At 71.6% G+C, this 23004-nt stretch carries 19 protein-coding genes; 11 read left to right on the top strand and 8 right to left on the bottom strand.

Annotated elements, in window-relative coordinates; genetic code table 11:
* The first annotated feature begins 31 nt into the window (after positions 1–31).
* The 6 genes from OG257_RS09620 to mnhG are packed head-to-tail and all read left to right on the top strand — an operon-like array spanning position 32 to position 6614.
* Positions 32–2932 (top strand): Na+/H+ antiporter subunit A, encoded by a 2901-nt coding sequence (locus OG257_RS09620; protein WP_329206501.1) that lies wholly within the window; start codon positions 32–34, stop codon positions 2930–2932.
* Positions 2929–3633, top strand: coding sequence for a Na(+)/H(+) antiporter subunit C (locus tag OG257_RS09615; protein WP_329206500.1), 705 nt, complete (start codon positions 2929–2931; stop codon positions 3631–3633). Before OG257_RS09620 ends, OG257_RS09615 begins: the two co-directional genes overlap by 4 nt.
* Complete coding sequence (locus OG257_RS09610) at positions 3630–5285, top strand: Na+/H+ antiporter subunit D (RefSeq protein ID WP_329206499.1); 1656 nt, start codon at positions 3630–3632, stop codon at positions 5283–5285. Before OG257_RS09615 ends, OG257_RS09610 begins: the two co-directional genes overlap by 4 nt.
* Positions 5282–5914: a Na+/H+ antiporter subunit E gene (locus tag OG257_RS09605; RefSeq protein WP_329206497.1), complete on the top strand. Its 633-nt coding sequence runs from the start codon at positions 5282–5284 to the stop codon at positions 5912–5914. Before OG257_RS09610 ends, OG257_RS09605 begins: the two co-directional genes overlap by 4 nt.
* A complete protein-coding gene (locus OG257_RS09600) occupies positions 5911–6234 on the top strand; it encodes an MrpF/PhaF family protein (RefSeq protein WP_329206496.1) in 324 nt (107 codons plus the stop codon). Before OG257_RS09605 ends, OG257_RS09600 begins: the two co-directional genes overlap by 4 nt.
* On the top strand, positions 6231–6614 hold the full coding sequence (gene mnhG, locus OG257_RS09595) for a monovalent cation/H(+) antiporter subunit G (protein ID WP_329206495.1): 384 nt from the start codon (positions 6231–6233) through the stop codon (positions 6612–6614). Before OG257_RS09600 ends, mnhG begins: the two co-directional genes overlap by 4 nt.
* A 7-nt stretch (positions 6615–6621) precedes the next feature.
* Here mnhG and OG257_RS09590 read toward each other — a convergent pair whose 3' ends face one another.
* Positions 6622–6990, bottom strand: a complete 369-nt coding sequence (locus OG257_RS09590; protein ID WP_329206494.1) for a nuclear transport factor 2 family protein — start codon at positions 6988–6990, stop codon at positions 6622–6624.
* Between the two features lie 183 nt (positions 6991–7173).
* Here OG257_RS09590 and OG257_RS09585 point away from each other — a divergent pair, with 183 nt between their 5' ends.
* The gene (locus OG257_RS09585; RefSeq protein ID WP_329206492.1) at positions 7174–7905 is read left to right on the top strand and encodes a CDP-alcohol phosphatidyltransferase family protein; all 732 of its coding nucleotides are present in this window, start codon (positions 7174–7176) and stop codon (positions 7903–7905) included.
* Here OG257_RS09585 and OG257_RS09580 read toward each other — a convergent pair.
* A complete protein-coding gene (locus tag OG257_RS09580) occupies positions 7874–8323 on the bottom strand; it encodes an adenylyltransferase/cytidyltransferase family protein (protein WP_329206491.1) in 450 nt (149 codons plus the stop codon). The genes OG257_RS09585 and OG257_RS09580 overlap by 32 nt on opposite strands.
* Before the next feature lie 117 nt (positions 8324–8440).
* Here OG257_RS09580 and OG257_RS09575 point away from each other — a divergent pair, with 117 nt between their 5' ends.
* Genes OG257_RS09575 through OG257_RS09565 form a run of 3 tightly spaced genes read left to right on the top strand, consistent with a single transcriptional unit; the run spans position 8441 to position 12626 of the window.
* Positions 8441–9703 (top strand): glycosyltransferase, encoded by a 1263-nt coding sequence (locus tag OG257_RS09575; protein WP_329206490.1) that lies wholly within the window; start codon positions 8441–8443, stop codon positions 9701–9703.
* On the top strand, positions 9700–11385 hold the full coding sequence (locus OG257_RS09570) for a lipopolysaccharide biosynthesis protein (protein ID WP_329206489.1): 1686 nt from the start codon (positions 9700–9702) through the stop codon (positions 11383–11385). Before OG257_RS09575 ends, OG257_RS09570 begins: the two co-directional genes overlap by 4 nt.
* Entirely contained in the window at positions 11382–12626 is a 1245-nt protein-coding gene (locus OG257_RS09565; protein WP_329206487.1) for a hypothetical protein, read from the top strand. The genes OG257_RS09570 and OG257_RS09565 overlap by 4 nt, the downstream gene beginning before the upstream one ends.
* Here the strand turns inward: OG257_RS09565 and OG257_RS09560 are convergent.
* On the bottom strand, positions 12595–14133 hold the full coding sequence (locus OG257_RS09560; RefSeq protein WP_329206486.1) for a hypothetical protein: 1539 nt from the start codon (positions 14131–14133) through the stop codon (positions 12595–12597). The genes OG257_RS09565 and OG257_RS09560 overlap by 32 nt on opposite strands.
* Positions 14134–14242: 109 nt before the next feature.
* Here OG257_RS09560 and OG257_RS09555 point away from each other — a divergent pair, with 109 nt between their 5' ends.
* A complete protein-coding gene (locus OG257_RS09555; protein WP_329206485.1) occupies positions 14243–15406 on the top strand; it encodes a glycosyltransferase in 1164 nt (387 codons plus the stop codon).
* 12 nt (positions 15407–15418) lie between these two features.
* On the opposite strand, the gene OG257_RS09550 is transcribed toward OG257_RS09555, so the two are convergent.
* Genes OG257_RS09550 through gmd form a run of 5 tightly spaced genes read right to left on the bottom strand, consistent with a single transcriptional unit; the run spans position 15419 to position 22977 of the window.
* Complete coding sequence (locus OG257_RS09550; RefSeq protein WP_443054344.1) at positions 15419–16246, bottom strand: glycosyltransferase family 2 protein; 828 nt, start codon at positions 16244–16246, stop codon at positions 15419–15421.
* On the bottom strand, positions 16243–16935 hold the full coding sequence (locus tag OG257_RS09545) for a hypothetical protein (RefSeq protein WP_329206483.1): 693 nt from the start codon (positions 16933–16935) through the stop codon (positions 16243–16245). Before OG257_RS09545 ends, OG257_RS09550 begins: the two co-directional genes overlap by 4 nt.
* Complete coding sequence (locus tag OG257_RS09540) at positions 16935–19187, bottom strand: LamG domain-containing protein (RefSeq protein ID WP_329206482.1); 2253 nt, start codon at positions 19185–19187, stop codon at positions 16935–16937. The genes OG257_RS09545 and OG257_RS09540 overlap by 1 nt, the downstream gene beginning before the upstream one ends.
* On the bottom strand, positions 19184–21967 hold the full coding sequence (locus tag OG257_RS09535) for a DNRLRE domain-containing protein (protein WP_329206480.1): 2784 nt from the start codon (positions 21965–21967) through the stop codon (positions 19184–19186). The genes OG257_RS09540 and OG257_RS09535 overlap by 4 nt, the downstream gene beginning before the upstream one ends.
* A complete protein-coding gene (gene gmd, locus OG257_RS09530) occupies positions 21964–22977 on the bottom strand; it encodes a GDP-mannose 4,6-dehydratase (RefSeq protein ID WP_329206478.1) in 1014 nt (337 codons plus the stop codon). Before gmd ends, OG257_RS09535 begins: the two co-directional genes overlap by 4 nt.
* Positions 22978–23004 lie beyond the last annotated feature (27 nt).

Raw genomic sequence — 23004 nt, 5'->3', positions numbered from 1 at the left:
ATTTGGTGCCCCTTGCTCCGGACCCCACCCTGTGATCGCGCTCATCGTCTGCCACTTCGTGCTGGCTGCCTGCGCGGGGCCGCTGGTGCGCAGGCTCGGCAGGCGCGCGTTCGTGGTGCTCGCGCTGCCCCCCGCCGCCGCCACGGTCTGGGCGGCCACCGAGTGGGGCACCGCGGCGGCCGGACGGACGGTCGACCGGTCCTGGGAGTGGATCCCCGCCTACGGCGTCTCCGTCGATCTGCGCCTGGACGCACTCGCCGAGCTGATGGTGCTGCTCGCCGCCGGAGTCGGCACGCTCGTCCTGCTGTACTGCGCCTCCTACTTCACCGACGACACCCCGCAACTGGCCGCCTTCGCGGGGAACCTGCTGGCCTTCGCCGGCGCCATGCTCGCCCTCGTCCTCGCCGACGACCTGATCACCCTCTACGTGTTCTGGGAACTGACCACGGTCTTCTCCTACCTGCTGATCGGCCACAGCAGCGAGCGCAAACAGAACCGCCGCTCGGCACTCCAGGCACTCACCGTCACCACACTCGGCGGTCTCGCCATGCTGGTCGGCTTCCTGATCCTCGGTCAGGCGGCCGGCACGTACCGGATCTCCGCGATCGTCGCCGATCCACCGGAGACGACCCTCGCCGTCTCGGTGGCCGTCGTCCTGGTCCTGTGCGGGGCGCTGTCGAAGTCCGCGATCTGGCCCTTCAGCCTGTGGCTGCCGAACGCCATGGCCGCCCCCACCCCCGTCAGCGCCTACCTGCACGCGGCGGCCATGGTCAAGGCCGGTGTCTACCTGGTGGCGCGGCTCGCCCCCGCCTTCGCCGACGTCCCCGTCTGGCGGCCCGTCGTCCTCGTACTCGGCGCCGCGACCATGCTGCTCGGCGGCTGGCGCGCACTGCGCCTCAACGACCTGAAGCTCGTCCTGGCCTACGGCACCGTCAGCCAGCTCGGCTTCCTGACCGTCCTCGCCGGGGCCGGTAACTGGGACGCCGCACTCGCCGCCGTCGCGATGATCCTTGGCCACGCCCTGTTCAAGGCCGCGCTGTTCCTCGTCATCGGCGTCGTCGACCGTGCGGCGGGCACCCGTGACCTGCGCAGACTCTCCGGGGTCGGCCGCTCGCTCCCGTACGTCTGCACGGTCGCCGTACTGGCCGCCGCCTCCATGGCCGCCCTGCCGCCGTTCCTCGGCTTCGCCGCCAAGGAGGCCGCCTTCTACGCGCTGCTGCACGGCGACGCCTCGGACCGCTGGGTGCTGGCCGCCACCGTCGTCGGGTCGGTGCTGACCGTCGCGTACACCCTCCGCTTCGTGTGGGGCGCGTTCTGGCGCAAGCCCGGCGTCGCGGACACGCCCGTGCGCCGTGTCGGCGCCGCCTTCCTGGCCCCGCCCGCGCTGCTCGCCGTGGCCGGTCTGGTACTCGGTCCCGGCGTCGGGTGGACGGACCGGCTGTTCGGCGCGTACGCCGACGCCTTCCCGGTCCCCGCCCACCCCTACCACCTCGCGCTCTGGCACGGCTTCGGGACGGTCCTGTACCTGTCCGCCCTCACCTGGGCGGGCGGCGCCGTGCTCTTCGCGGGGCGCACCGCCGTCACCCGGCTCTCCCGGCGGATCGCCTGGCCGACCGCCGACAGCGTCTTCGGGCACATGCTGCTCGGGCTGGAACGTCTCGCCCTGCAGATCACGGGCTTCGTCCAGCGCGGCTCGCTCTCCGTCTACCTGGCCACCACCCTGCTGGTGATGCTGGCCGGGCAGCTCGCGGTCCTGTTCACCGACCGCCCCTGGCGGGGAGCCGTAGCCCCCAGGCTGTGGGACGCGCCGCTCCAGGGCGCCCTGGCCGTGCTGACCTGCGCGGCCGCCCTGTTCTGCCTGACCGTCAGCCGCCGGATGAAGGCCGTGGTGCTGGCGGGACTGACCGGGTACGGAGCCGCCCTGCTCTTCGTCGTCCAGGGCGCCCCCGATCTGGCGCTCACCCAGTTCTGCGTCGAGACCGTGTCGATGATCGTGTTCGTGCTGGTGCTGCGCCGGATGCCGGTGCACTTCCAGGAGTCGGTCAGCACCTGGCGGCGGGCCGTGCGCATCCCCGTGGCGCTGGGCGCTGCGGCGACCCTCGGCGTGGTCGTGTGGGTGTCCGGCGCCGCACGCGTCGCCGAGCCGGCCGGCGCCGCGATGGTCGAGGAGGTCGCCCACCACGGCCTCAAGGACGTCGTGGCCACCATCCTCGTCGATCTGCGGGCCTGGGACACGATGGGGGAGTCCGCCGTACTGGCAGCGGCCGCGATCGGGGTGACCAGCCTCGTCTATCTGCACCGCCGCAGCGAAGCACCCCCCACCAGACAGGAGCTGCAGGGCAGGACGGCCTGGTCCCTGAACGCGCCGCAGCTGACCGGGATGCCGCAGGGCGACGACACCGCGCCCGAACGCAGCTGGCTGGCCGCCGGTTCGACGCTGGCACCGGAACACCGCTCCGTCGTCTTCGAGGTGGTGGCGCGGCTGCTCTTCCACCCGATCCTGGTGCTCTCGCTGTACCTGCTGTTCTGCGCGGAGAACATGCCGGGCGGCGGATTCGTCGCCGGACTCGTCGCGGGACTCGCCTTCATCACCCGCTACCTGGCCGGCGGCCGGTTCGAACTCGCCGAGGCCGCGCCCCTGCAGCCCGGCCTCTTCACCGGCCTCGGCCTGTTCCTCTCCACCGGGGTCGGCCTGTTCGGCCTCGCGGAGGGCACCGTGCTGCACGCCTGGACGTACCAGGGACATCTGCCCGTGTTCGGCAGCTACCACCTGGGCACACCCGTCGTCTTCGACTTCGGCGTCTATCTCCTGGTCCTGGGCGTGGTCCTGGACATCGTGCGGGCACTGGGCGCGAAGGTCGACCGGCAGATCGAACGGGCGGCGGGCGCACTCGCCCCCGTACCCCGCACCGGGACGGAGGGCCGCGGATGACGGTCAGTGTCTCGCTCCTCGCCACCGCCGTGGTGCTCTGCGCGGTCGGCGGCATCCTCATGCTCACCCGACCCCTCACCCGCATCCTGCTCGGCGCGGTCATCGCGGGCAACGGCATCAACCTCCTCGTCCTCTCCGCGACGGGTTCCGCGGGCGAGGCCCCGCTGCTCTACGGCGTGCCGCTGCGACAGGTCACCGACCCGCTGCCCCAGGCCATCGCACTCACCGCCATCGTCATCACCCTCGCCACGACGGCGTTCCTGCTGGCCATGGCCTACCGCAGCTTTCAGCTGACCGGCACGGACGAGGTCCACGACGACCTGGAGGACCGGCGCATCGTGCTGCGAGCCGAGGTGCTGGGGGAGTGGGCCGAGCTGCGCGAGGAGTACCGGGCGGAGGCCGGCCGTACGCCGGAGGAACGTGCCCGCTACCGCGAGGAACGACACCGGTTGCGCGCCCGGCTGCGCGCCGACCGCGCGCTGCAGGCCCGGGGCCGGGACGCCACCGGCGATCTGTGGCACGACGTGCTGGGAGCCGATCCGGAGGACTACGTGAGCACCGACCCCGAATCCGCCGGACCCGACGACGGGGGGCCGGACTCCGGCGGCCCCGGTCCCGACGCGGGTCCCGGTCCCGACGCAGGTCCCGGTCCCGACGCGGGTCCCGGTTCCGCCGGCCCCGACCGAGGAGCCGCCGGATGAACGCGCTCGTCCCGCTGCCCGTGCTGCTGCCGCTCTGCGCCACCGGACTGAGTCTCGCCTTCGGCACCCGGCTCGCCCACTTCCAGCGCTTCATCAGCGTCGCCGTGCTCACCGCCGTCCTCGGGCTCTCCGTCGCCCTGATGATCGCGGCCGACCGCCGGGGACCCCTCTCCGTCCACCTCGGCGACTTCGCTCCGCCGCTCGGCGTCACCCTGGTCGCCGACCGGCTGTCCGGACTGATGCTGACCGTCTCCTCGGCCGTCACCCTGGCCGTCCTGGTCTACTCGCTCGGCCAGGGCATGGCCGACCGGGACAAGGAGACTCCGGTCGCCGTCTTCCACCCGGCCTACCTCATCCTCGTGGCGGGGGTGTCGTGCTGCTTCCTGGCGGGTGACCTCGTCAACCTCTACGTCGGCTTCGAGATCATGCTGGTCGCCAGCTTCGTACTGCTCACCCTCGGCGGAACCGGGCCGCGGATCAGGGCGGGTTCCACGTACGTGATCATCTCGCTGTTCTCCTCGATGCTGTTCCTGACCGCCATCGCCATGGCGTACGCGGCTGCCGGAACCGCCAACTTCGCCCAGCTGGCGCTCCGGCTGCCCGAACTGCCGCTCGGCGTACAGACGCTGCTCCAGGCGATGCTCCTCACCGTCTTCGCCATCAAGGCAGCGGTATTCCCCCTCGCCGCCTGGCTCCCCGACTCCTACCCGACCGCGCCCGCGCCCGTCACCGCCGTCTTCGCCGGCCTGCTGACCAAGGTCGGTATCTACTGCATGCTGCGCACGGAGACGCTGCTGTTCCCCGGAAACCGGCTCGGCGACCTCCTGATGGCCGCCGCGCTCGCCTCCATGGTCGTGGGCATCCTCGGGGCGGTCGCCCAGACCGACCTGAAGCGGCTGCTCTCCTTCACCCTCATCAGCCACATCGGCTACATGGTCTTCGGGATCGGCCTCGCCACCCGCGACGCCTACGGCGGGGCGATCTTCTACGTCGTCCACCACATCACCGTCCAGACCACGCTCTTCCTCGTCGCGGGGCTCATCGAACGCCGGGGCGGCACGAACGAACTCACCCGGCTCGGCGGAATGGCCAGGGCGGCGCCGCTGCTCGCCGTCCTCTTCTTCGTACCGGCCATGAACCTCGCCGGGATCCCCCCGCTGTCCGGCTTCATCGGCAAGCTCGGACTGATGCGCGCCGGTGTCGCCGAAGGCAGTGTCTGGGCCTGGATCCTGGTCGCCGGGTCGACGGTGACCAGTCTGCTCACCCTGTATGTGATGGCCAAGGTCTGGAACCTGGCCTTCTGGCGCAAGGAACCGCCGGGTCAGACCGCCTACGGCACCGTTCTCGAGTCCGCCGACGAAACCGACGACGACGATGTCGACCCGGGTCCCGACCGGATCCCCGGCACCGGGGACGAACCGGTCGGGGGCGCTCCGCGGCCGGCGGGGCAGGCCGTTGCCGCGAGTCTGCAGGGACGGGCCGTCATCACGACGACCCGGCCGCCCGCAGCGATGACCGCCGCGACCGCGGGGGCGGTCGCACTCGGTCTCGCCTTCACCGTGCTGGCCGGTCCGCTCACCGCCTACACCGACCGCTCGGCCGACGAACTCGTCGAACGGACCCCCTACGTCGAGGAGGTGCTCGGCCCGTGAGACGCCTGATCACCCTGTCCTACCGGAACCCCGAACTCCCGCCCTTCAGCTGCGAGTTCGCCGGCCGTCGCCGACGTGTCCTCGACCTGCCGCTGGTCGCCTGGCTCACCCTCATCTGGGTGCTGCTGTGGTCCACCCTGACCTGGGCCAACGTCGTCACCGGAGTGGTCGTCGCGGTGGTCGTCTGCCTGGCGTTCCCCCTGCCGACGGTCGACCTGGGTCTGCGGCTGCACCCCTGGGGCATCCTTCTGCTGGCCGGCTACCTGCTCTACGACATGTACACCTCGGGCGTGAAGGTCACCCGGCAGATCTTCGCAGGCCGTCCGCACCGGCCCGCCGTGATCGCCGTACCACTGCGCTGCCGCAGCGACCTGATGCTCGCCGCCACCGCAGTCGCCATGTCCAACGTGCCGGGCGGATCGATCGTCGAGGTGCGCAGGGACACCGCCACGGTCTTCCTGCACGTGCTCGACGCCGACCTGCCCGCGGCGCTGGACGCGGCCAGGCGCTCCGTCTGGCGCCTGGAGGAGCTGACGGTACGGGCCTTCGGCACCCGCGACGAGATCGCGAGGGTCGCGCAGCCGCCCCCCGCGACCACACAGTCCGACGACGGGAGGGAAGGGTCATGAACGAAGTCGAGACCGTCGACCGAGTGCTGCTGACCGCCGCCGTGGTGGTCCTCGTCGTCGCGGGGGCGCTGCTGCTCGCACGGATCCGGCGCGGCCCGTCCATGCTGGACCGGGCGATCGCCCTCGACGTCGGCGCCGCCCTGATCATCGCGGGCCTCGGCGCCAAGTCGGCGCTCGCCCGGGACCCGTTCTACTTCCCGATCATGCTGGTGCTCGCGTTCCTCGGTTTCACCGGATCCGTGGGCATCGCCCGCTTCATCGCCGTGCGCGACCGGCCGCCGTCCCGCCGGACGCCCGCAGGCAAGGAGGAGCAGGAATGAGCATCTGGCTGCAGATCACCGACACGGCCGGTGCGGCCCTGGTGTTCATCGGCGCGTTGATCTGCCTGCTCGGTGTGATCGGCATGCTGAGGCTGCCCGACGTGCTGTCGCGCAGCCACGCCGCGACCAAGCCGCAGGCCCTCGGCCTGCTGCTGGTGCTGGCCGGGGTCGCCCTGCGGCTGCGCAGCGGCATGGACCTGGCGACGCTCGCCCTCATCGCCTTCTTCCAGCTGATGACGGGCCCGGTGGCGGCACACCTGGTGGCCCGTTCCGCGTACCGGACCGGTCAGATCGAGCTCGGTGAGCTGCTCTTCGACGAACTGGACGAGCAGCTCACCGAGCGGGATCCGGGCGCCGGGCCGGGAGCCGGAAAGGGGTGACTCCTCCTCATGCCCCGGGAATCCGGTCCAGGAAGCCGCTGACCGAGCTGACCCTGCCGTCCTCCGCCAGCGTGATCACGTCGAACCCAGCGGCGGGCGCCGAGCCGTCCGCCCGGGAGACCAGGTCCCAGGTGAAGCGGACCAGGCCGTGGTGCCCGTCCGGCGTTCCGGTGGGTACGAAGTCGAAGCCGGGGAACTGCGCCTGCGCGCCGCTGATCGCCGCGGTCAGCCCGTCGTGGCCGCGCACGTCGGCCAGTGGGTCGGTGTAGGTGGCGTCCTCGGTGAAGGCGGCGGACACCGCCTTCTCGAGCTCCTCGGTGCTGCCGGCGTTCCAGGCGGCGAAGTAGCGTCGGACGGCGTCCTCGTGAACGGTCACGGTGAGTCCCTTCCCAGGTGCTGTGGCTGCCGATCCGTGGTCCGGAGCGGCAGGAGCAGCTTGTCCCGGGGCGGCCGGGGGCGTCGATTACCTGCCAGGTCATGCCGCCGGTACGAATCCCGGGCGTCCGGGGTTCCTGCGTGCCATGATGCAGCGGGGAACAGGCCGGACGCTGGGGGGCGTATGGAAAGCACGGGTACGGTGCTGCGCGAATTGCGCGGTGCGCAGAAGTCGTCCAAGGGTGTCTCGCTCTACTCGCGGTACGTGAACCGGCCGGCCGGACGCCTGCTGGCGGCAGGTGCGTACCGCGCCGGGCTGACGCCCAATCAAGTCACCTTGATCAGCGCGGTCTTCACGTTCGCGGCCCTTGCGGCGGTGGCGCTCGCCGAGCCGTCGTGGTGGCTGGGGGTCGCCGTGTACGCGGGCCTGGCCGTCGGATTCGCCTTCGACTCGGCCGACGGGCAACTCGCCCGGCTGACCGGCCGGGGCGGCCCGGACGGGGAGTGGCTCGACCATGTCGTGGACTGCGCGAAGATGATCCTCGTCCACACCGCCGTACTGATCTCGTTCTACCGCTTCGCCGAACTGCCCTCGGAGGCCTGGCTATTGCTGCCGCTCGGCTTCCTGTTCGTCGCCGTGCTCACCTTCTGCGCCGGGCTCCTGCGGGAACAGCTGGGCAAGGCGGCCGCCCGCACCGCACCGGCGGCCGCAGGCGCCACGGCTCCGGTGTCCCGGGTACGGGCCGTGGCGCTGCTTCCCGCGGACTACGGGGTGTTCGCCCTTGTCTTCCTGCTGCTCGGCGCTCCCGTGGTCTTCCGGGCCGGTTACGCCGTACTCGCTGCCGTGCACGCGCTGTTCCTGGTGGCGTTCCTGGTCAAGTGGTTCAGGGAGCTGAAAGCGCTCCGGGCCGGCTGACGAGGACATCGAGGGCGCGGCGCAGCTGGGTGCTGGACGTGTGTACGGTGTACGGGAAGTAGACGACCTCCACCCCGACTTCGGCGAAGTCGCGCTCCAGGCGCTTCCCCTTCTCCGTGCCGCGCCAGTCGTCGCCCTTGAAGATGACGTCGAACCGGACCTGCTGCCAGGTCTCGACCTTGTCGGGGACGGTCTCCACGAACGCGGCGTCCACGTAGCGCACGCTGCGGACGATCTCCAGCCGCTCGGTCAGCGGGATCACCGGCTTGTGGCCCTTGGCGAGTGCGGCCATCTCGTCCGAGACGACCCCGGCGACCAAGTAGTCGCACTGACTGCGGGCATGCCGCAGGATGTTGAGGTGGCCGACGTGGAACAGGTCGTACACCCCCGGCGCATAGCCGACTCTGTGCTGCACCATCCGTTCTCTCCCCCCACGGTGGAACTGGTTCAACGACCTTACTGTGAAGAACACTTGTGCAACCCGTGAACGGATAAGCTCAAGGGGAGGCTGTTCCGGGGGGAAGGCGATCGTCCGATGTCCGCTGATGAGCACCACAGGCCGTTCGAAAACCGCAGGCTACTGGTGGTCTCCACCAACTACGCGCCGGAGCTGACGGGCATCGGTCCGTACGCCACCCAGCTCGCCGAACACTGGGCGGCATCCGGTGCCCGTACCGATGTCCTGACCGGAATGCCGCACTACCCCGCGTGGCGCGTCGACGAGCAGTACCGCGGCAGGTGGCGCGGGCAGGAGAGCCGGGAGGGCGTGACCGTCCACCGGCGGCGGCACTATGTGCCGCCGCGTCAGAGTGCGCTGCGAAGAGCGTGGTTCGAGGCGTCCGTGCTCATCCACGGGACCCTCGCACCGCCGCCGGGACGCCCCGACGCGGTGGTCTCCCAGATGCCGAGCCTCGCGGGCGGAGTCATGGGGGCCCGTATCGCGCGCCGCCACGGAGTCCCCCACATACCCGTCGTCCAGGACCTGATGGGCGCCGCCGCGGCGCAGAGCGGCATTCGCGGTGGTGGCAGGGCGGCCGCCGTCGCCGGGGCCGCCGAGCGCTACGCCCTGCGGGACGCCGCCGCCGTCGGTGTCATCCACGAGAGCTTCGTACCCGGGGTCCTGGCCCTCGGCGTCGACCCCGCGCGCATCCGGGTGGTGCCCAACTGGACGCACGTGGAACGGCCTTCCGCCGACCGGGCCGCCACCAGGGCCCGGCTCGGCTGGCGCGAGGGGACTCAGGTGCTGCTGCACTCCGGGAACATGGGCCTCAAGCAGGGCCTCGACGTCCTGATCGAACTGGCCCGGCTGGCCCCGGACATCCGCGTCGTACTCATGGGCGACGGGAACCAGCGCGAGGGACTGCGCGAACGCGCCGGAGGCCTGCCGAACATCGACTTCCTGCCGCCGGCCGGAGCGGACGACTTCACCGATGTGCTCGCCGCCGCCGACGTCCTCGCGGTGACCCAGCGTGCGTCCGTGCTCGACATGAGCGTGCCGTCCAAACTCACCTCCTACTTCGTCTCGGGGCGGCCCGTCGTCGCCTCCGTGGCCGACGAGGGCGGCACCGCCGACGAGGTGCGCCGCTCGGGCGCCGGGGTGCTCGTGGCACCCGAGGACCCGGCCGCGCTCCTCGACGCCGTACGGAAACTCGCCGGCGACCCGGAGGCCGCGGACGCGCTCGGCGCGCACGGCCCGGACTACGTCGCACAGCACCTGAGCAGGGAAGCGGGCCTCGCACGCTTCGACGCGCTGCTCACCGAGGTACTCGGGGACGCACCAAGGAGGCCAAGCCGATGACGCATCCGATCCGCGCCCTGGAGGACCAGGACGAACCGGCGCTGCTGCGCGACCAGTTCCGCCAGCTCCTGCGCTACCGGGCCCTCCTCGCCGCGGGTGTCGTGGTGGGCCTGCTCGGCGGCGGGTTCCTCGCCCTGAGCGGCGAAGACACCTACACCGCCAGCGGCGAGGTCCAGGTGCGCTCCGCGACCTCCGATCCCTTCGCCACCGGCGCCTCCGCCGACAAGGGCATCAACATCGGCTCGGAGCGGCAGACCGCGGTCAGCGACACCGTGGGCGAGCTGGCCGCCGGCACCCTGCTCAAGAAGGGGGACGACGTCACCGCCAGGAAGCTGCTCACCGGCCTCCAGGTCACCAACCCGCCCAACACGCTCACCCTCCGCTTCTCCTACACCGGGGCCACACCCCAGAAGGCCCGCTCCCGCGCCGAAGCCCTGGCCAATGCCTACCTGGCGCACCGCAAGGCGCGCACCGAGGAGAGCATCGAAAACATGGCGAACGGCTACCGCGCCCAGCTCGAACCACTGGAGGAGAAGCGCGACCTCCTGGAGGAGCGGACCGGGGCCGGTGCCGACGACGTCAGCAGTGCCCGCGCCAACATCATCGTCTCCATCTCCGAGCTGAGCCGGAAGATCTCCGAGCTCAAGGCGCTCGACACCACCCCCGGCTACCTCAACAAGAAGCCCGTCGCCCCCACCGAGCCGGCCGGAGCGGGTCTGCCGCTGCTCCTGGGGCTCGGCGCCGTCGTCGGTCTCGCCCTCGGGCTCCTGCTGTCCTGGGTGCGGCTCGTCTTCGACCCCGCCGTACGCTCCCCGCGCGAGCTCGTGCGCTCCCTCGGGGCCCCGCTGCTCGGCACCCTGCCCAGGGAGCGCGCCGCCGCGGGCACCCTGCTCGCGATCGGGCGGAGCGGTTCGCGGCTGGCCGAGGAGTACCGCGCGGTCGCCTTCCGGCTCGCCTACGACCCGTCCTTCGCGGAGCGGCGCCGGCTCCTGGTCACCGCGCCGCGCGGGGACAACGCCGCGGCGGCCGCCGCCGCGGTCAACCTGGCCGCCGCCTTCGCCGAGATGGGCCGTGACGTCCTGCTCGTCGAGGCCGATCTGCGCACCCCGTCGCTGGCCCGGGACCTGGGACCGGCGGCCCACGAGGTGCGGCCGCCGAGCTGGGCCGCCGACGAGGGCGACCGCAGCTGGCCCGCGGGCGGCAGGTCCAACGTGGACGTCCCCGGCTCAGGCGCATTCGCCCTGGTGGCCGGGGCCACCGCGGACAACGTGCCGCGCGCCCTGACCTCCGCGTCCGTCGGGCGCATCGTCGCCGAGGCCGACCGCCCCGGCGCCGTCGTCATCGTCCTGGCCCCGCCGGTGCTCTCCTACGCCGACGCCGTCGCTCTCGTGGACCGGGTCGTGGGCGTCATGATCGTCTGCGACCCGCGTGAGGTGCACCGCAGCGACCTGGAGCGCATCCGCGAGATCATCGGGGCTTCCGGCGGCCAGGTGCTCGGGGCCCTGCTCCACCCCGGCCGCGGCCGGTTGCGCCGCGCGGAACGCCGGCCCAAGCCGGCCCGGCGCCACAGCGGCGGGGGGCCCCAGGGCCCGGCCGTCGACGAGGACGCTCCGGAGGTCACCGGGGACCCCGCCGAGACGATGGGCCTGCGCTCGTTCACCCTGCCGGGGGCGCGCCGGTGAGAGCCCGTACCGCGATCCTCTGCTCGGTCGCGGACCAGGGCGTGGCCGCGCTCACCAACATCCTGGTGCTCGTGGCCGCCGCCCGGCTCTCCACCGTGGCCGACTTCGCCCGCTTCTCCGCGGTCTACCTCGTCTTCACGGTGCTGCTGGGCGTCTCCGGGGCGTACAGCGGACAGCCCCTGGTCCTGCGGCGCGGCGACGGCGAGGAGACCCGGGGGGCCTGCCGCTCGGCCGTCGCGTTCACCGTGGCCGCCTCCGCCGCGCTCGGGGCGCCGCTGGCCGCCGTCTGCCTACTCGTCCCGGGGGACACCGCACGCGCCCTGACGATGCTCGGCCTCGTCCTGCCGGTCGTGCTCGGCCAGGACGCCTTGCGGTACGCCTTCTCCGCCCTCCAGCAGCCCCAGCTCGCCCTGAGCGCGGACGTGGTGAGGCTGGCCTGCGTGCTGGGTGCCCTGTCCGCCCAGGAGTACGGGGCGAGCCCCGCCCGGCTGATCGCGGTCTGGGGGCTGTCCGCCCTGCCGGCCCTCCTGCTGTCCGCCGTGCTGCTGCACCGCAGGACCGCCGGGGCGGCGACGCGGTTGCGTCCGATGCTCGGGCGCGGTCACCTCGGGAAGCGCTTCGTCGTCGAGTTCGGTGTCGGCAACGCGACCAGCCAGCTCTCCGTCCTCGGTCTCGGTGCCGTCGGCAACCCGCTGCTGGTCGGCGCGCTGCGCGGGGCTACGACCCTGTTCGGGCCGCTCAACGTGCTCTTCACCTCCGCCACCTCCTTCGGCCCCCCGCTGCTCGGCCGCGTCGGCGACGAGAGACGCCGGGTGCGGGCCACCGCGGGACTCGCGGCCGTCCTCGCCGCCACCGCCGCCCTCTGGGCCACCGCCCTGGCCCTGCTCCCCGATGGGGCCGGGCGTGAGCTGCTCGGCGACACCTGGCCGACGGCCGCCGCCCTCCTCCCGGCGACCGGCAGCCAGTACGCGGCGATGGCCGTGGGCACCTGCGGACTGCTCGCCCTGCGCATGCTCGACCCGCGTACGACCCTGAGCATCCAGGTGGTCTTCTCACTCACCGCCGTGGCCTTCATGGCGGGGGGCTACGCCCTCGGAGGCGTCCCGGGAGCCGCCTGGGGGCTGTGCCTCGGGTCGCTCTGCAAGGCCGCCGCCACCTGGATCCGGGTGGCCCGGATCCGACGCGGGAAGCCGGTGCCCGACGAGGCCGTCACCGCCGACGCCCTGCCCTCTGCTCCTTGAACGTGCTGATCAGCAGCAGACACAGCGCGGCGATGGCCAGCTTCCCCGCCGCCTGCAGGAGCGGGCCACGCAGCAGGATGAAGGTGTATCCGGCGATCAGCGGCGCGGCGATGGCCAGCACACTCCCGGGGCCCGGTCCCGCCCGGGTGACGGCCAGCGCGTACCGGCGATCGGTGCGCGCCACCGCGTAGCCGATCAGTGCGAGGCCGCCGATCACCCCGGACGCGCCGAAGTCGACCCAGAACTCGGTCCACAGCGGGGCCGAGAGGTTGGTCATCCGCAGACCCATCCACTGACCGACCCGGACCCCGGTGTCCTCCGGCTTCCCGCTCCACACCGCGCGCGGCACGAAGAACAGGGCGGATCCCGTCAGTTGGCGGCCGTAGGTGTGTCCCCGGGTGTCGACCCACGAGATGCTGTTGGCGAACATCACCATCTGGTCGTAGTCCTTGGTCACCAGCGGCTCGAAGACCGAGGCCGACTGCGCGGGCCGCTGTCCTTCGTCGTCGTACCGGAACTTGTCGGCGTACGGGAACACCACCAGTGCCCCCACCACCCCCGTCGCCAGCACGATGCGGTAGATCGCCGCACTGCTCGGGAAGGCGGTGAACACGAAGGCCATCAGCACCGTCAGGAACCAGTAACGGGCGTTGGAGACCGGGTTGTTCACCACAAGGTTCAGCGCCACCAGCGCCACCCACACCAGCACCGTCGACGGGGCGCGCCGGGCCCGGTAGGAGGTTGCCAGACGGCGGGTGTAGAAGAGCAGCGCCAGCAGCGCCGGGACCTGGCCGAAGCCCTTGACGAACGCCGAGCCGACATTGGAGCCCTCCGAGACCACCCCGCTCGCCGCGACGGTCTCGTTGATCTCCTGCCGGCTGGAGAAGAAGACCGAGGGCCCGCCCAGCTTCAGCACGTAGAACGCGCTCGCCGCGAACGCCAGCAGCACCAGCAGGCGCAGCCGCAGCGGATGCGCCACGGCCGGTCCTCCGCCCGGGCCCCGCGTGGCGGGCGTACGGCGCCGCAGCGGGCGCCGCGAGGCCAGCAGCGCCCCCAGGTCGAAGGCGGCACACCCCACCAGGACCATCGCGATGGCCGTGACCAGGTCCTGGCGCGGCCCCACCATCGGCGTCGGTGTCTGCCCGATCACCACCTGGGCGAACGGCGCCACGCCCATCGCGATGTACACGAACATCCAGAAGACGCCCTGGAGCAGCCGCCGCCGGGTGGAGAGGATCATCGTCGCCAGCCGGGCCCCCGCGTAGCAGGTCAGCACCAACTGGAGCCAGTACGCGGTGTCCCGGACCCCGCTGCCGGGCTGGGCGGCGATCACCGCGGGCAGGAAGCACACCAGGCCGAGGATGAGCGGCACGGACAGGGCCCGCGACAGCATCGACCAGGCGATCGGCTGCTCGGTCGGCTCCGGGACGCCGCCCCGCCGTGCCCACTCCGGGGACGCGACCGAGCGGGCGGCCTGCTCCGGCGCCGATGTGTGCACCGACGTCATGCGCCCCCCCCGGGATCAGTGAACCGCTGAACACTCTAACGAATCAGCCCACTTGAGGAGGCGAGATGACTACTCTGTGAAGTATTGGCCGCAGTTGAGGGGAACTCTGGTGAAAATCCTGCACGTTGTCACGCTCCACACTCCGGACCATGCCTTCGGCGGGCCGACCCGGGTGGCGTTCAACCTCTCCAAGGTCCAGCGGGCGAACGGTGACGACGCACGCGTCATGGCCCTCGGCGACGGCTTCCCCGACGGTGAACTGCCCAGCCACGTGGAAGGCGTTCCCGTCCACCTCTTCCAGGCACGGCACCTGCTCCCGATGTTCGAGGTCAGTGGCATCACCTCCGCCGCGCTGCTTCGCACCGCACGCCGCATGATGCGCGGCGCCGACCTCGTGCACGTCCATCTGATGCGGGACCTGGTGACCCTGCCGGCCGCGCTCCTCGCGCTCGCGACCCGTACACCCCTGGTCGTCCAGACCCACGGCATGATCGACCCCACCGAGAAGAAGGTCGCCCAGCTCACCGATGTCCTCGGGGTCCGCAAGGTGCTGCGCGAGGCCGACGCCGTCCTGCACCTCACCGAGATGGAGCGGGTCGACGTGAACGCCGTCGCAGCGCCCGTTCCGCTCACCCGTACCGTACGGCTGGTCAACGGTGTCCGCCCGCAGGAGCGCAAGCCCGCCCGCGACCCCGGCCGCCCGCCGACCGTGCTGTACCTCGCCCGCATCCAGGAGCGCAAGCGGCCCGAGGACTTCATCGCCGCGATGCCGCACGTCCTCGCCCACCACCCGGATGCCCGCTTCGTGCTGGCCGGCCCGGACACCGGCGCGCTCGCCGGCACCCTCGCCCTCGCCCGGAAGCTGGGTGTCACGGACTCCCTCGACCATGTGGGCCCGCTGGAGCACGACGCGGTCCTCGCCGCCGGGCGCGAGGCCGATGTGTATGTGCTGCCGGCGATCGAGGAGCCGTTCCCGGTCTCGGTCCTGGAGGCGATGTCGGTCGGCACCCCGGTCGTCATCACCCGCACCTGCGGGCAGGGCCCCGATGTGTCGGGGGCCGGTGCGGGCCGGGTCATCGACAGCCGGGTCGGAGAGGACGCGGCCAACGCCCGTAAGGTCGCCGACGCGATCCTGGAGCTGCTGGAGCCGGAGGCCGCCGAGCAGGCGGGCAAGGCCGCCTGGCAGCTGGTCAACGACCAGTTCACCATCGAGGCCGTCACCGCCACCCTCCGGCGGACCTACGAGGACGTGGTCCGCCGGAGGCGAGGGTGAGGGCTCGGCCCGTCAACGTGCAGGCGACTCACGGGACTTGAGCGCGATCTGCCAGCGGTAGAAACTCATGGCAAGGGCGAAGTCCAGCCCGGCCCGCCCGTCCAGGAACCCGCGCCGGTAGACGTACATGTAGGCGAAGGAGACGAGCGGCTTGAACGGCGCCTTGTGGAAGAGCTGCCCCTGACGGGACTTCACCTTCCGCACCTGTTCCTTGACATCGGGGTGGTGCTCCAGCCACGCCTCCCAGTCCGAGTACCGGTTGTGGCGCTCGAACCAGGCGGTGACGGGGTCGAGGTCCTGGTGCTCGATGGGGTTGCGCAGCGCCTCGGCCGTCGCGGCGACCGGCTGGTAGTGCCCCTCCACCTCCCCGATCCCCGGCGCGTCGAGGTCCCCGACCTCCGGGTAGTGGCAGCGGGTGCGGTCGGTCAGCGATCGCTTGCGGATCGTGTAGCCGTGGCGCAGCCGCTTCCCGGAGAACCAGTACCCCAGCGGTATGTCGTACGCGGCGGGCTTCGGGGCGTCGGGGTCGGCGAATATCTGCCGCAGCTCCGCCAGCAGGCCGGGGCTGAGCCGCTCGTCGCCGTCCAGCACCAGGATCCAGTCCAGATCGGTGCGGACGTGGTCCAGGCACCACTGCTTCTTGCGCGGATGGCCCCCGTCCCAGGTGTACTCGACCACCTCGGCCCCGCACTCCTCGGCGATCTTCGCCGTGTCGTCCGTGCTGTGGGAGTCCACGACGACGACCGCCTCGAAGTGGCCGAGCACCGACTTCACGGCCTCGGCGATGTTCAGGCCCTCGTTCTTCGTGGGGATCGCCACGGCGATGGGCAGCTTGTTCAACTCTTGTCTCCTTCGGGCAGCCAGGCGTAGCAGCCTGTGGAGGTGAACGTGCGGGCAGCCTCCGGGACGGTGATCTCCACCCGTCCGCCGGTGTCCGAGGAGCCGGAGCCCAGCACCTTGCCGTTCGCCCCGGTCAGCTGCCAGCTGCAGTCCTTGGTGGGGGATGCGGCCCGGTAGCGGCCGGGCCGGAGCTTCGCTCCCTGGTGCGTGCCGTCGGCGTAGCCGAGCGCGGCCTCGTCCACCAGGTCCTGGTGCTGCGGGCACAGATGGGCGACGGCGGGCTTCGCGTCGGCGACCTCGCCCGTGACGATCGCGCCGACGGCGATGTCCCGGTCGGCCTTGACCAGGTAGCGGAGCCTGTCGCAGGTCTCCTGACCGGTCTGGAGCACCGCGGCCGGGTCCATCCCCTTGGGGACACGGTCGGTCAGGTACTCCTTCTGCTTCTTGGTGAACGAGCCGGTGGCCGGGGTGATCCCGTCGGCGGGCACCTTCGGCGGTTCGCTCGTCCGGGCGGCCCCCGGGCCGGCCGGGGAGGCGGACGGCCCGGCCACGGACGGCGCGGGCGGGGCCGCCGCGGGCGGCTTGCTGCCCGCGGCGGCCTCCTTGCTCCCGTCGGCGGACGAGCCGCAGGCGGCCAGCGCCGCCGTCGCGATGACGACGACGGCGCCGGCCAGGAACGGATACCTCATCAACCCGTCCTCAGGGCGTAATGGGCGCTGACCTGCGAAGCGGCCAGCGCGGTCGGGTACACGGCGGTCTCGTCGATCTGCCCGGCGAAGAAGTTGCTGGTCGGGCGGTTGGGCCAGTTGTTCAGGTTGTCCCCGCCGACCCGCCAGTAGCCGGGGTAGTTCTCGTTGGTGGTGTAGAGGAAGTTGGCCGCACGCAGCTGCCCGTCGACGTACAGGGCCATGCCGCCGGGGCCCTGGGTGGCGACGACGTGGTGCCAGGCGCCGTTGTTGTACGAGCCGGGCGTCGTGATGGTGCGGGTGCTGCCGTTGTGGATGCCGAAGACCAGCCGCCCGTCATTGGCCATGTACACGTGCTTGTCGTAGCGGGAGCTGTTCTGCATCGTCAGATTGCCGAACCCGATGATCTTGCCGCCCCGGACCGTGGTGGTCTTGATCCAGGTCTCCACGGAGAACCGGGTGGGCTGCGGGTGGAGCTTGTTGCTGTACGCGTACTCGTCGGAGCCGTTGAAGCCGATCGCGGTCGAGGCTCCCGCGACGGCGGCCGGGGTCTGCCGGTAGGCGGGTCCGTTGCGCAGGAAGCCGTTGTTCAGCCCGCCCGTGGTGTCGGCGGCGAAGGTGGACGTGCCCTCGTCGTAGCGCCAGTACAGCGAGGCGCCGTCGGCCAGCACACGCGCCGGATAGCTCTCCGCCGTCGCCGCCACGGTCGCGGACTGTGCCGGGGACTTGGCGCTTGTGTTGGTGCCGTCGCTCGCGGTGATGCGGTAGGAGTGGGTCTCGCCGACCGCCACATCGGTGTCGGTCCACTTCAGCTGGGGCCGGTCCCAGAACAGCGAGTACCCGGTCGTCGTGTGTACGGGCGTGCTCGCCCCGTCCTTGTAGATCCGGTAGGTCAGCTCCCCGTCGTCCGTGTCGAAGCTGGTCTGCCAGGTGACGTCGATCTGTCCTGCAGCGACCGTGGAGAGGCTGACGTTGGGCACCCACGGCACCCCGGTGTCCGGGCCGTCGGCGAAGCGGGTCAGCCCCTGCTGCGCGGCGCCGTTGACGGTGGTGAACTCCCCGCCCACCCACAGGTAGTGCCTGCCGCCCTTGTCGGTCTGGGTCATCACCCGCGGCCCGACGGGCTCGCCGATGCCGTCGTTCGTGTCCGGGAACCAGGGCAGCAGCTCCGGGTCGTCGACGGACTGGGCGAGCAGATGCCTGCGCGGCTGGTCGGGGAAGCCGCCCATGCTGGCGCAGTCATGGGCGTGGCTTCCGCTGTACAGCACGCCCGAGTGCACGAGGACGGTCTGGGTGGCTCCCAGGCAGGTGTCCCGCCACCGCTGCTGGAAGTCGTCGAGGTCGATGGCGATCCGGCCGTCGAAGACACCGCCGCCGGTGCCCTCGTTGGCGGTGTACAGGCCGGTCGCGTCCGTCGTGAGGTCCTGCACCGTGGAGGTGTTGGGGATGAAGCCGGGGTAACTCCTGGTGAGCGCACCCGTGGTGGCGTCCACGACGGCCAGTGCGTGCGAGGTGGTGCCGTTGACGGTGAAGAAGTCACCGCCGAGCACCACGTGCTGTCCGTCGGGTGTCACCTGGACTGCGCGGGCGACCTCGTCGGCGTTGGCCGTCCACGGCAGCAGGTCGGCGCCGGTGGTGACGGCGGCGAAATTGTTCCTGGTCTGCCCGCCGACACTGTTGAAGTCGCCGCCCAGGTAGACGGTGTCCGCGGTGACGTCCAGGGCCCGCACCGTCGCCGAGACGGCGATCTTGAAGTCCTGGCGCGGGGTGCAGGTCGAGGTGTCGATGGCGGCGATGTTGCTGACGCCCTCCCCGTTCACCGCCCCGAACTGCCCGCCCGCGTACAGGGTCTGTCCGTCCGGCGACAGCGCCAGCGCGCGAACGGTGGCCGTGCCCGACGAGAGCGTGAACGACAGGCTGCACCCCGTCGGTGCGCCCGTCGCCGCGTCGAAGGCGGCGAAGTTGACCGCGGGCTGCTCAGAGGTGCCGGCCGCGGCGTCCGGCGGCCGGACGGTGGAGAAGGTGCCGCCGGCGTAGACGACGCCGTCGGTCGCGGCCATCGACCAGACGATGCCGTTGGTCTGCCAGGTGGTGAGGTCGTCCGCGGTGAGAGACACCGGAGGTGTCAGTGCCGCCGTCGGGGATGCCCCGGCCGCCGCGGCGGTCAGGGCGCCGGCGAACAGGCAGAGAGCGGTGGAGACGGCCCGCACACGGCCGCGTCCTCCGGGTCTGTGCCCCGTACTTGCGTTCATCATTCAGCTCCGAAGGTGAGAACGAGCTGCGGCCGGTAGGCCGCGGTTCCTGCCTCGCCCGACCAGATGCGGAGACTGTCCGTCCCGCTGCTGGTGAGGGCGAGTGAGTAGACGGAGCCCAGGGCCCCGCCCAGTGCGGACGCGTTCAGCTCCACCGTGTCGTCGGTGGAGACCGAGGTAGCGCCGGTGATGGTCCCCAGCACGGTCGCGGCGAGCGCCGGCCGGGTGTTGTAGGTGACCGTCGACTCGGTCCACGTGCCGGTGACCGGCACGACGCTGTGGCTGTCCAGGGATCCCGCCGTCGAGTCCGACGACGTGCGGAAGGCGAGTCGGGCGCTCTTGAGCACCTGGCCGGACGGGGCCGGCGGAACGGTGAACCGCAGATAGCTCAGATAGGCCGTGGTGCCCCGGGAGGCTAGCTGGCTGTCGTTGTAGTTCGTGTTCGCCGACACGCTGTTGACGTACGCGTCCTCGTCCGGTGGGACGCTCAGCGTGGTGTCGCCGGGGCCGGGCGGGGTGTCCGCCAGCGCGTGGTGCGCGGCGACCTGGGCGGCGGTGAGCGCCGTCGGATAGACCGCGGTCTCGTCGACCTGTCCGGCGAAATAGGTGCTCGTGGGCCGGTTCGGCCAGGCGTTGTTCATGGCGTCCCCGCCCACCCGCCAGTAACCGTTGTACGAGCGGTTGCCGGTGGCCGCGTTCGTGCCGACGGCCGCCCCGTCCACGTACAGGACCATGCCGGACGGCCCCTGGGTCGCGACGGCGTGGTGCCAGGAACCGTCGTTGTACGTGCCCGCCGTGGTGATGGTGGGCCGGGTGCTGCTGTTGCCGGACTGGACGCCGAACGCGAGGCGCCCGTTGTCCGTCAGGTACAGCAGCTTGTCGGAGGTGCCGCTGGTCTGGCCCTGCGCGGTCCCGATGTTGCTGCCGTAGCCGATGATCCGTCCGCCCGTCGTGGAGGTCGTCCGGAACCATGTCTCGATCGAGTACGGCGTGGGCGAGGTGTACCGGTGCAAGCGGTCGCTGTAGACGTACTCGTCGACGCCGTTGAGGGAGAGCGCCGCCGAGCCGGCCACCGCGGACGGTGCGGAGCGGTACGTGGGGGCGTTCATGTACACCCCTGAGTTGTCGTCGGGCGAGGCGTCCGCCGCGAAGGCACCGCCCGCCTCGTCGTAGCGCCAGTACAGGCCGGCGCCGTCGGCGAGCACCTTCTCCTGGTACGGGGAGGCCGAGGCGGCGGCCGTCACCGAGGCGGCGGCGGACAGCCCGCTGGTGTTGGTCCCGTCGCTCGCCGTGATCCGGTACGAGTACGTCCTGCCCGCCACCACGTTCGTGTCGGTGAAGGTCAGCTGCGGCCGGCTGAAGAAGAGCGAGGAACCGGTCGCGGTGTGGACGGGAGTCGCGCCGCCGTCGCGGTAGACCCGGTAGGTCAGCAGGCTGTCGTCCAGGTCCAGGCTCGAACGCCAGCGGACCTTCACCTCTCCGGCCCGCGGTGCGGACACACTCACGGCCGGAGCGGCGGGCGCACCCGTGTCGGGAGTGTTGGCGAACCGCGTCAGCGCCTGCTGGGACACCCCGTTGACCGTGGTGAACTCGCCGCCCACCCAGAGGAAGTCGCGGCCGCCGCGCGAGGCGACGGTCAGGGCCCGGGGCCCGACCGGCTCCCCGATGCCGTCATTGGTGTCCGGGAGCCAGCCCAGCAGCGCCGGGTCGTCGACGGACTGGGCGGTGAGGTGCTTGCGGACCTGGTTGGGGAAGCCGCCCATGGACGAGCAGTCATGGACGTGACTGCCCGCGTACAGCACCCCCTGGTAGACGCGCAGCGCCTGGGTCGCACCCTGGCAGGTGTCCCGCCACCGCTGCTCGAAGTCGTCGAGGCCCAGGGCGAGCCTGCCGTCGAACGACGAACCCCCGGCCCCCTCGCCCGCGACGTACCAGCCGTCGGAGGCGGCGTCCGTGACGATGTCCTTGATCACCGCGGACGACGGGATGAAGTTGCCGGTGTAGGCGCGGGTCGGCGCACCCGATGAGGCGCTCGTCACCGCGAGAGCGTGCGACGCGGCGCCGCCGACGGTGAAGAAGTCGCCGCCGATGAGCACACTCGCCCCGTCGGGGGTCACCTTCAGCGCCCGGCCGGGCTCGTCCGCGTCGGGGTTCCACGCGGTCAGGGCGCCCGTGGCGGTGACCGCGCCGAAGTAGCGCCGCGTCTGGCCGTTGACCGTCTGGAAGTCACCTCCCGCGTAGACCGTGCCGTTCGCGGCGACGTCCAGGGCGCGCACCGTCGCACCGAAGTCGGGAGAGAATCCCGGACGCAGCTGACAGGTCGCGGTGTTGATCGCGACCAGGCCGTTCGCGGCCGTCCCGTTGACGGCGTTGAAGTAGCCACCCGCGTACAGCGTGGCCCTGTCCGCGGAGACCGCGAGGGCCCGGACCGTGGCGGTCCCGCCGCTGCGGGTGAAGGAGAGCGAGCAGCCGGTGGGCGCCCCGGTGGCCGCGTCGAACGCGGCGAAGTTCACGGCGGGCGTCGTGTTGCTGCCCGCGGGGGAGCCGGCCGGGCGGACGTTGGAGAACGTACCGCCCGCGTAGACCACGCCGTTCGCCTCGGCGAGCGACCAGACGATGCCGTTGGTCTGGTACGTGGAGAGGTGGTCGGCCGTGAAGCCGACCGGCGGGGTCAGCGCGGCCGCAGGGGGAGCGGCGCCCGCGCCGAGCGCACCCGCACCGAGGGCGAGAACCGCCGCGAACACGGCGCTCCGGGTCCGTCTGAGGCGTCCTGGCCCTCTCATCGGTCCACCCGCACGGCCGCACCCGTGAGCTGGTCGGTCAGCAGCCGGATGTCCGCGTCGACCATGATCCTGGCCAGCTCCTGCGACTTCACCTCGGGCTTCCAGCCCAGCAGTTCCTCCGCCTTGGAGGCGTCACCGATCAGTGCGTCGACCTCGCTGGGACGCTCGTACTTGGGGTCGTAGCGCACGTACTCGGCCCAGTCGAGGCCCGCGTGCTCGAAGGCGTACTCGACGAACTGCCGGACGCTGACCCCCACGCCGGTGGCCACCACGTAGTCGTCCGGGGTGTCGCACTGCAGCATCCGCCACATCGCTTCCACGTACTCGGGCGCGTACCCCCAGTCCCGTACGGCGTCGAGGTTGCCCAGATGCAGCCGGTCCTGGAGTCCGGCCTTGATGCGCGCCACCCCGCGGGTGATCTTGCGGGTCACGAAGGTCTCGCCGCGGCGCGGGGACTCGTGGTTGAACAGGATCCCGTTGACGGCGAACATGTCGTACGCCTCGCGGTAGTTGACCGTCGCCCAGTACCCGTACACCTTGGCCACGCTGTACGGGCTGCGCGGGTGGAAGGGGGTGCTCTCGTTCTGCGGGGGCGGGCTGGCGCCGAACATCTCGGACGACGAAGCCTGGTAGATGCGGGTGTCGATCCCGCTGGCGCGGACCGCTTCCAGAAGCCGCATGGTGCCGAGACCCGTGACGTCCCCGGTGTACAGGGGCGCGTCGAACGAGACCCGGACGTGCGACTGCGCGCCCAGGTTGTAGACCTCGTCGGGGCGGATGTCACGCAGCAGGTTCACCAGGGCGACGCCGTCGGACAGATCGGCGTGGTGGAGGACGAACGAACGATTCGCCTCCTCGGGACCCTGGTAGATGTGGTCTATCCGCTCCGTGTTGAAGCTCGACGATCTGCGTATCAGACCGTGGACCGTGTACCCCTTCTCGAGCAACAGCTCCGCCAGGTACGAACCGTCCTGACCGGTCACGCCGGTGATGAGTGCGGACTTCGCCATGACTCCCCCCTTCTGTGGTCGCCCGAT

Origin of the sequence: Streptomyces sp. NBC_00683 (assembly GCF_036226745.1) — a bacterium.
Classification (GTDB): domain Bacteria; phylum Actinomycetota; class Actinomycetes; order Streptomycetales; family Streptomycetaceae; genus Streptomyces.
The sequence above is the reverse complement of the archived record's forward strand: the minus strand, read 5'-3'. Positions and strand labels throughout refer to the sequence as shown.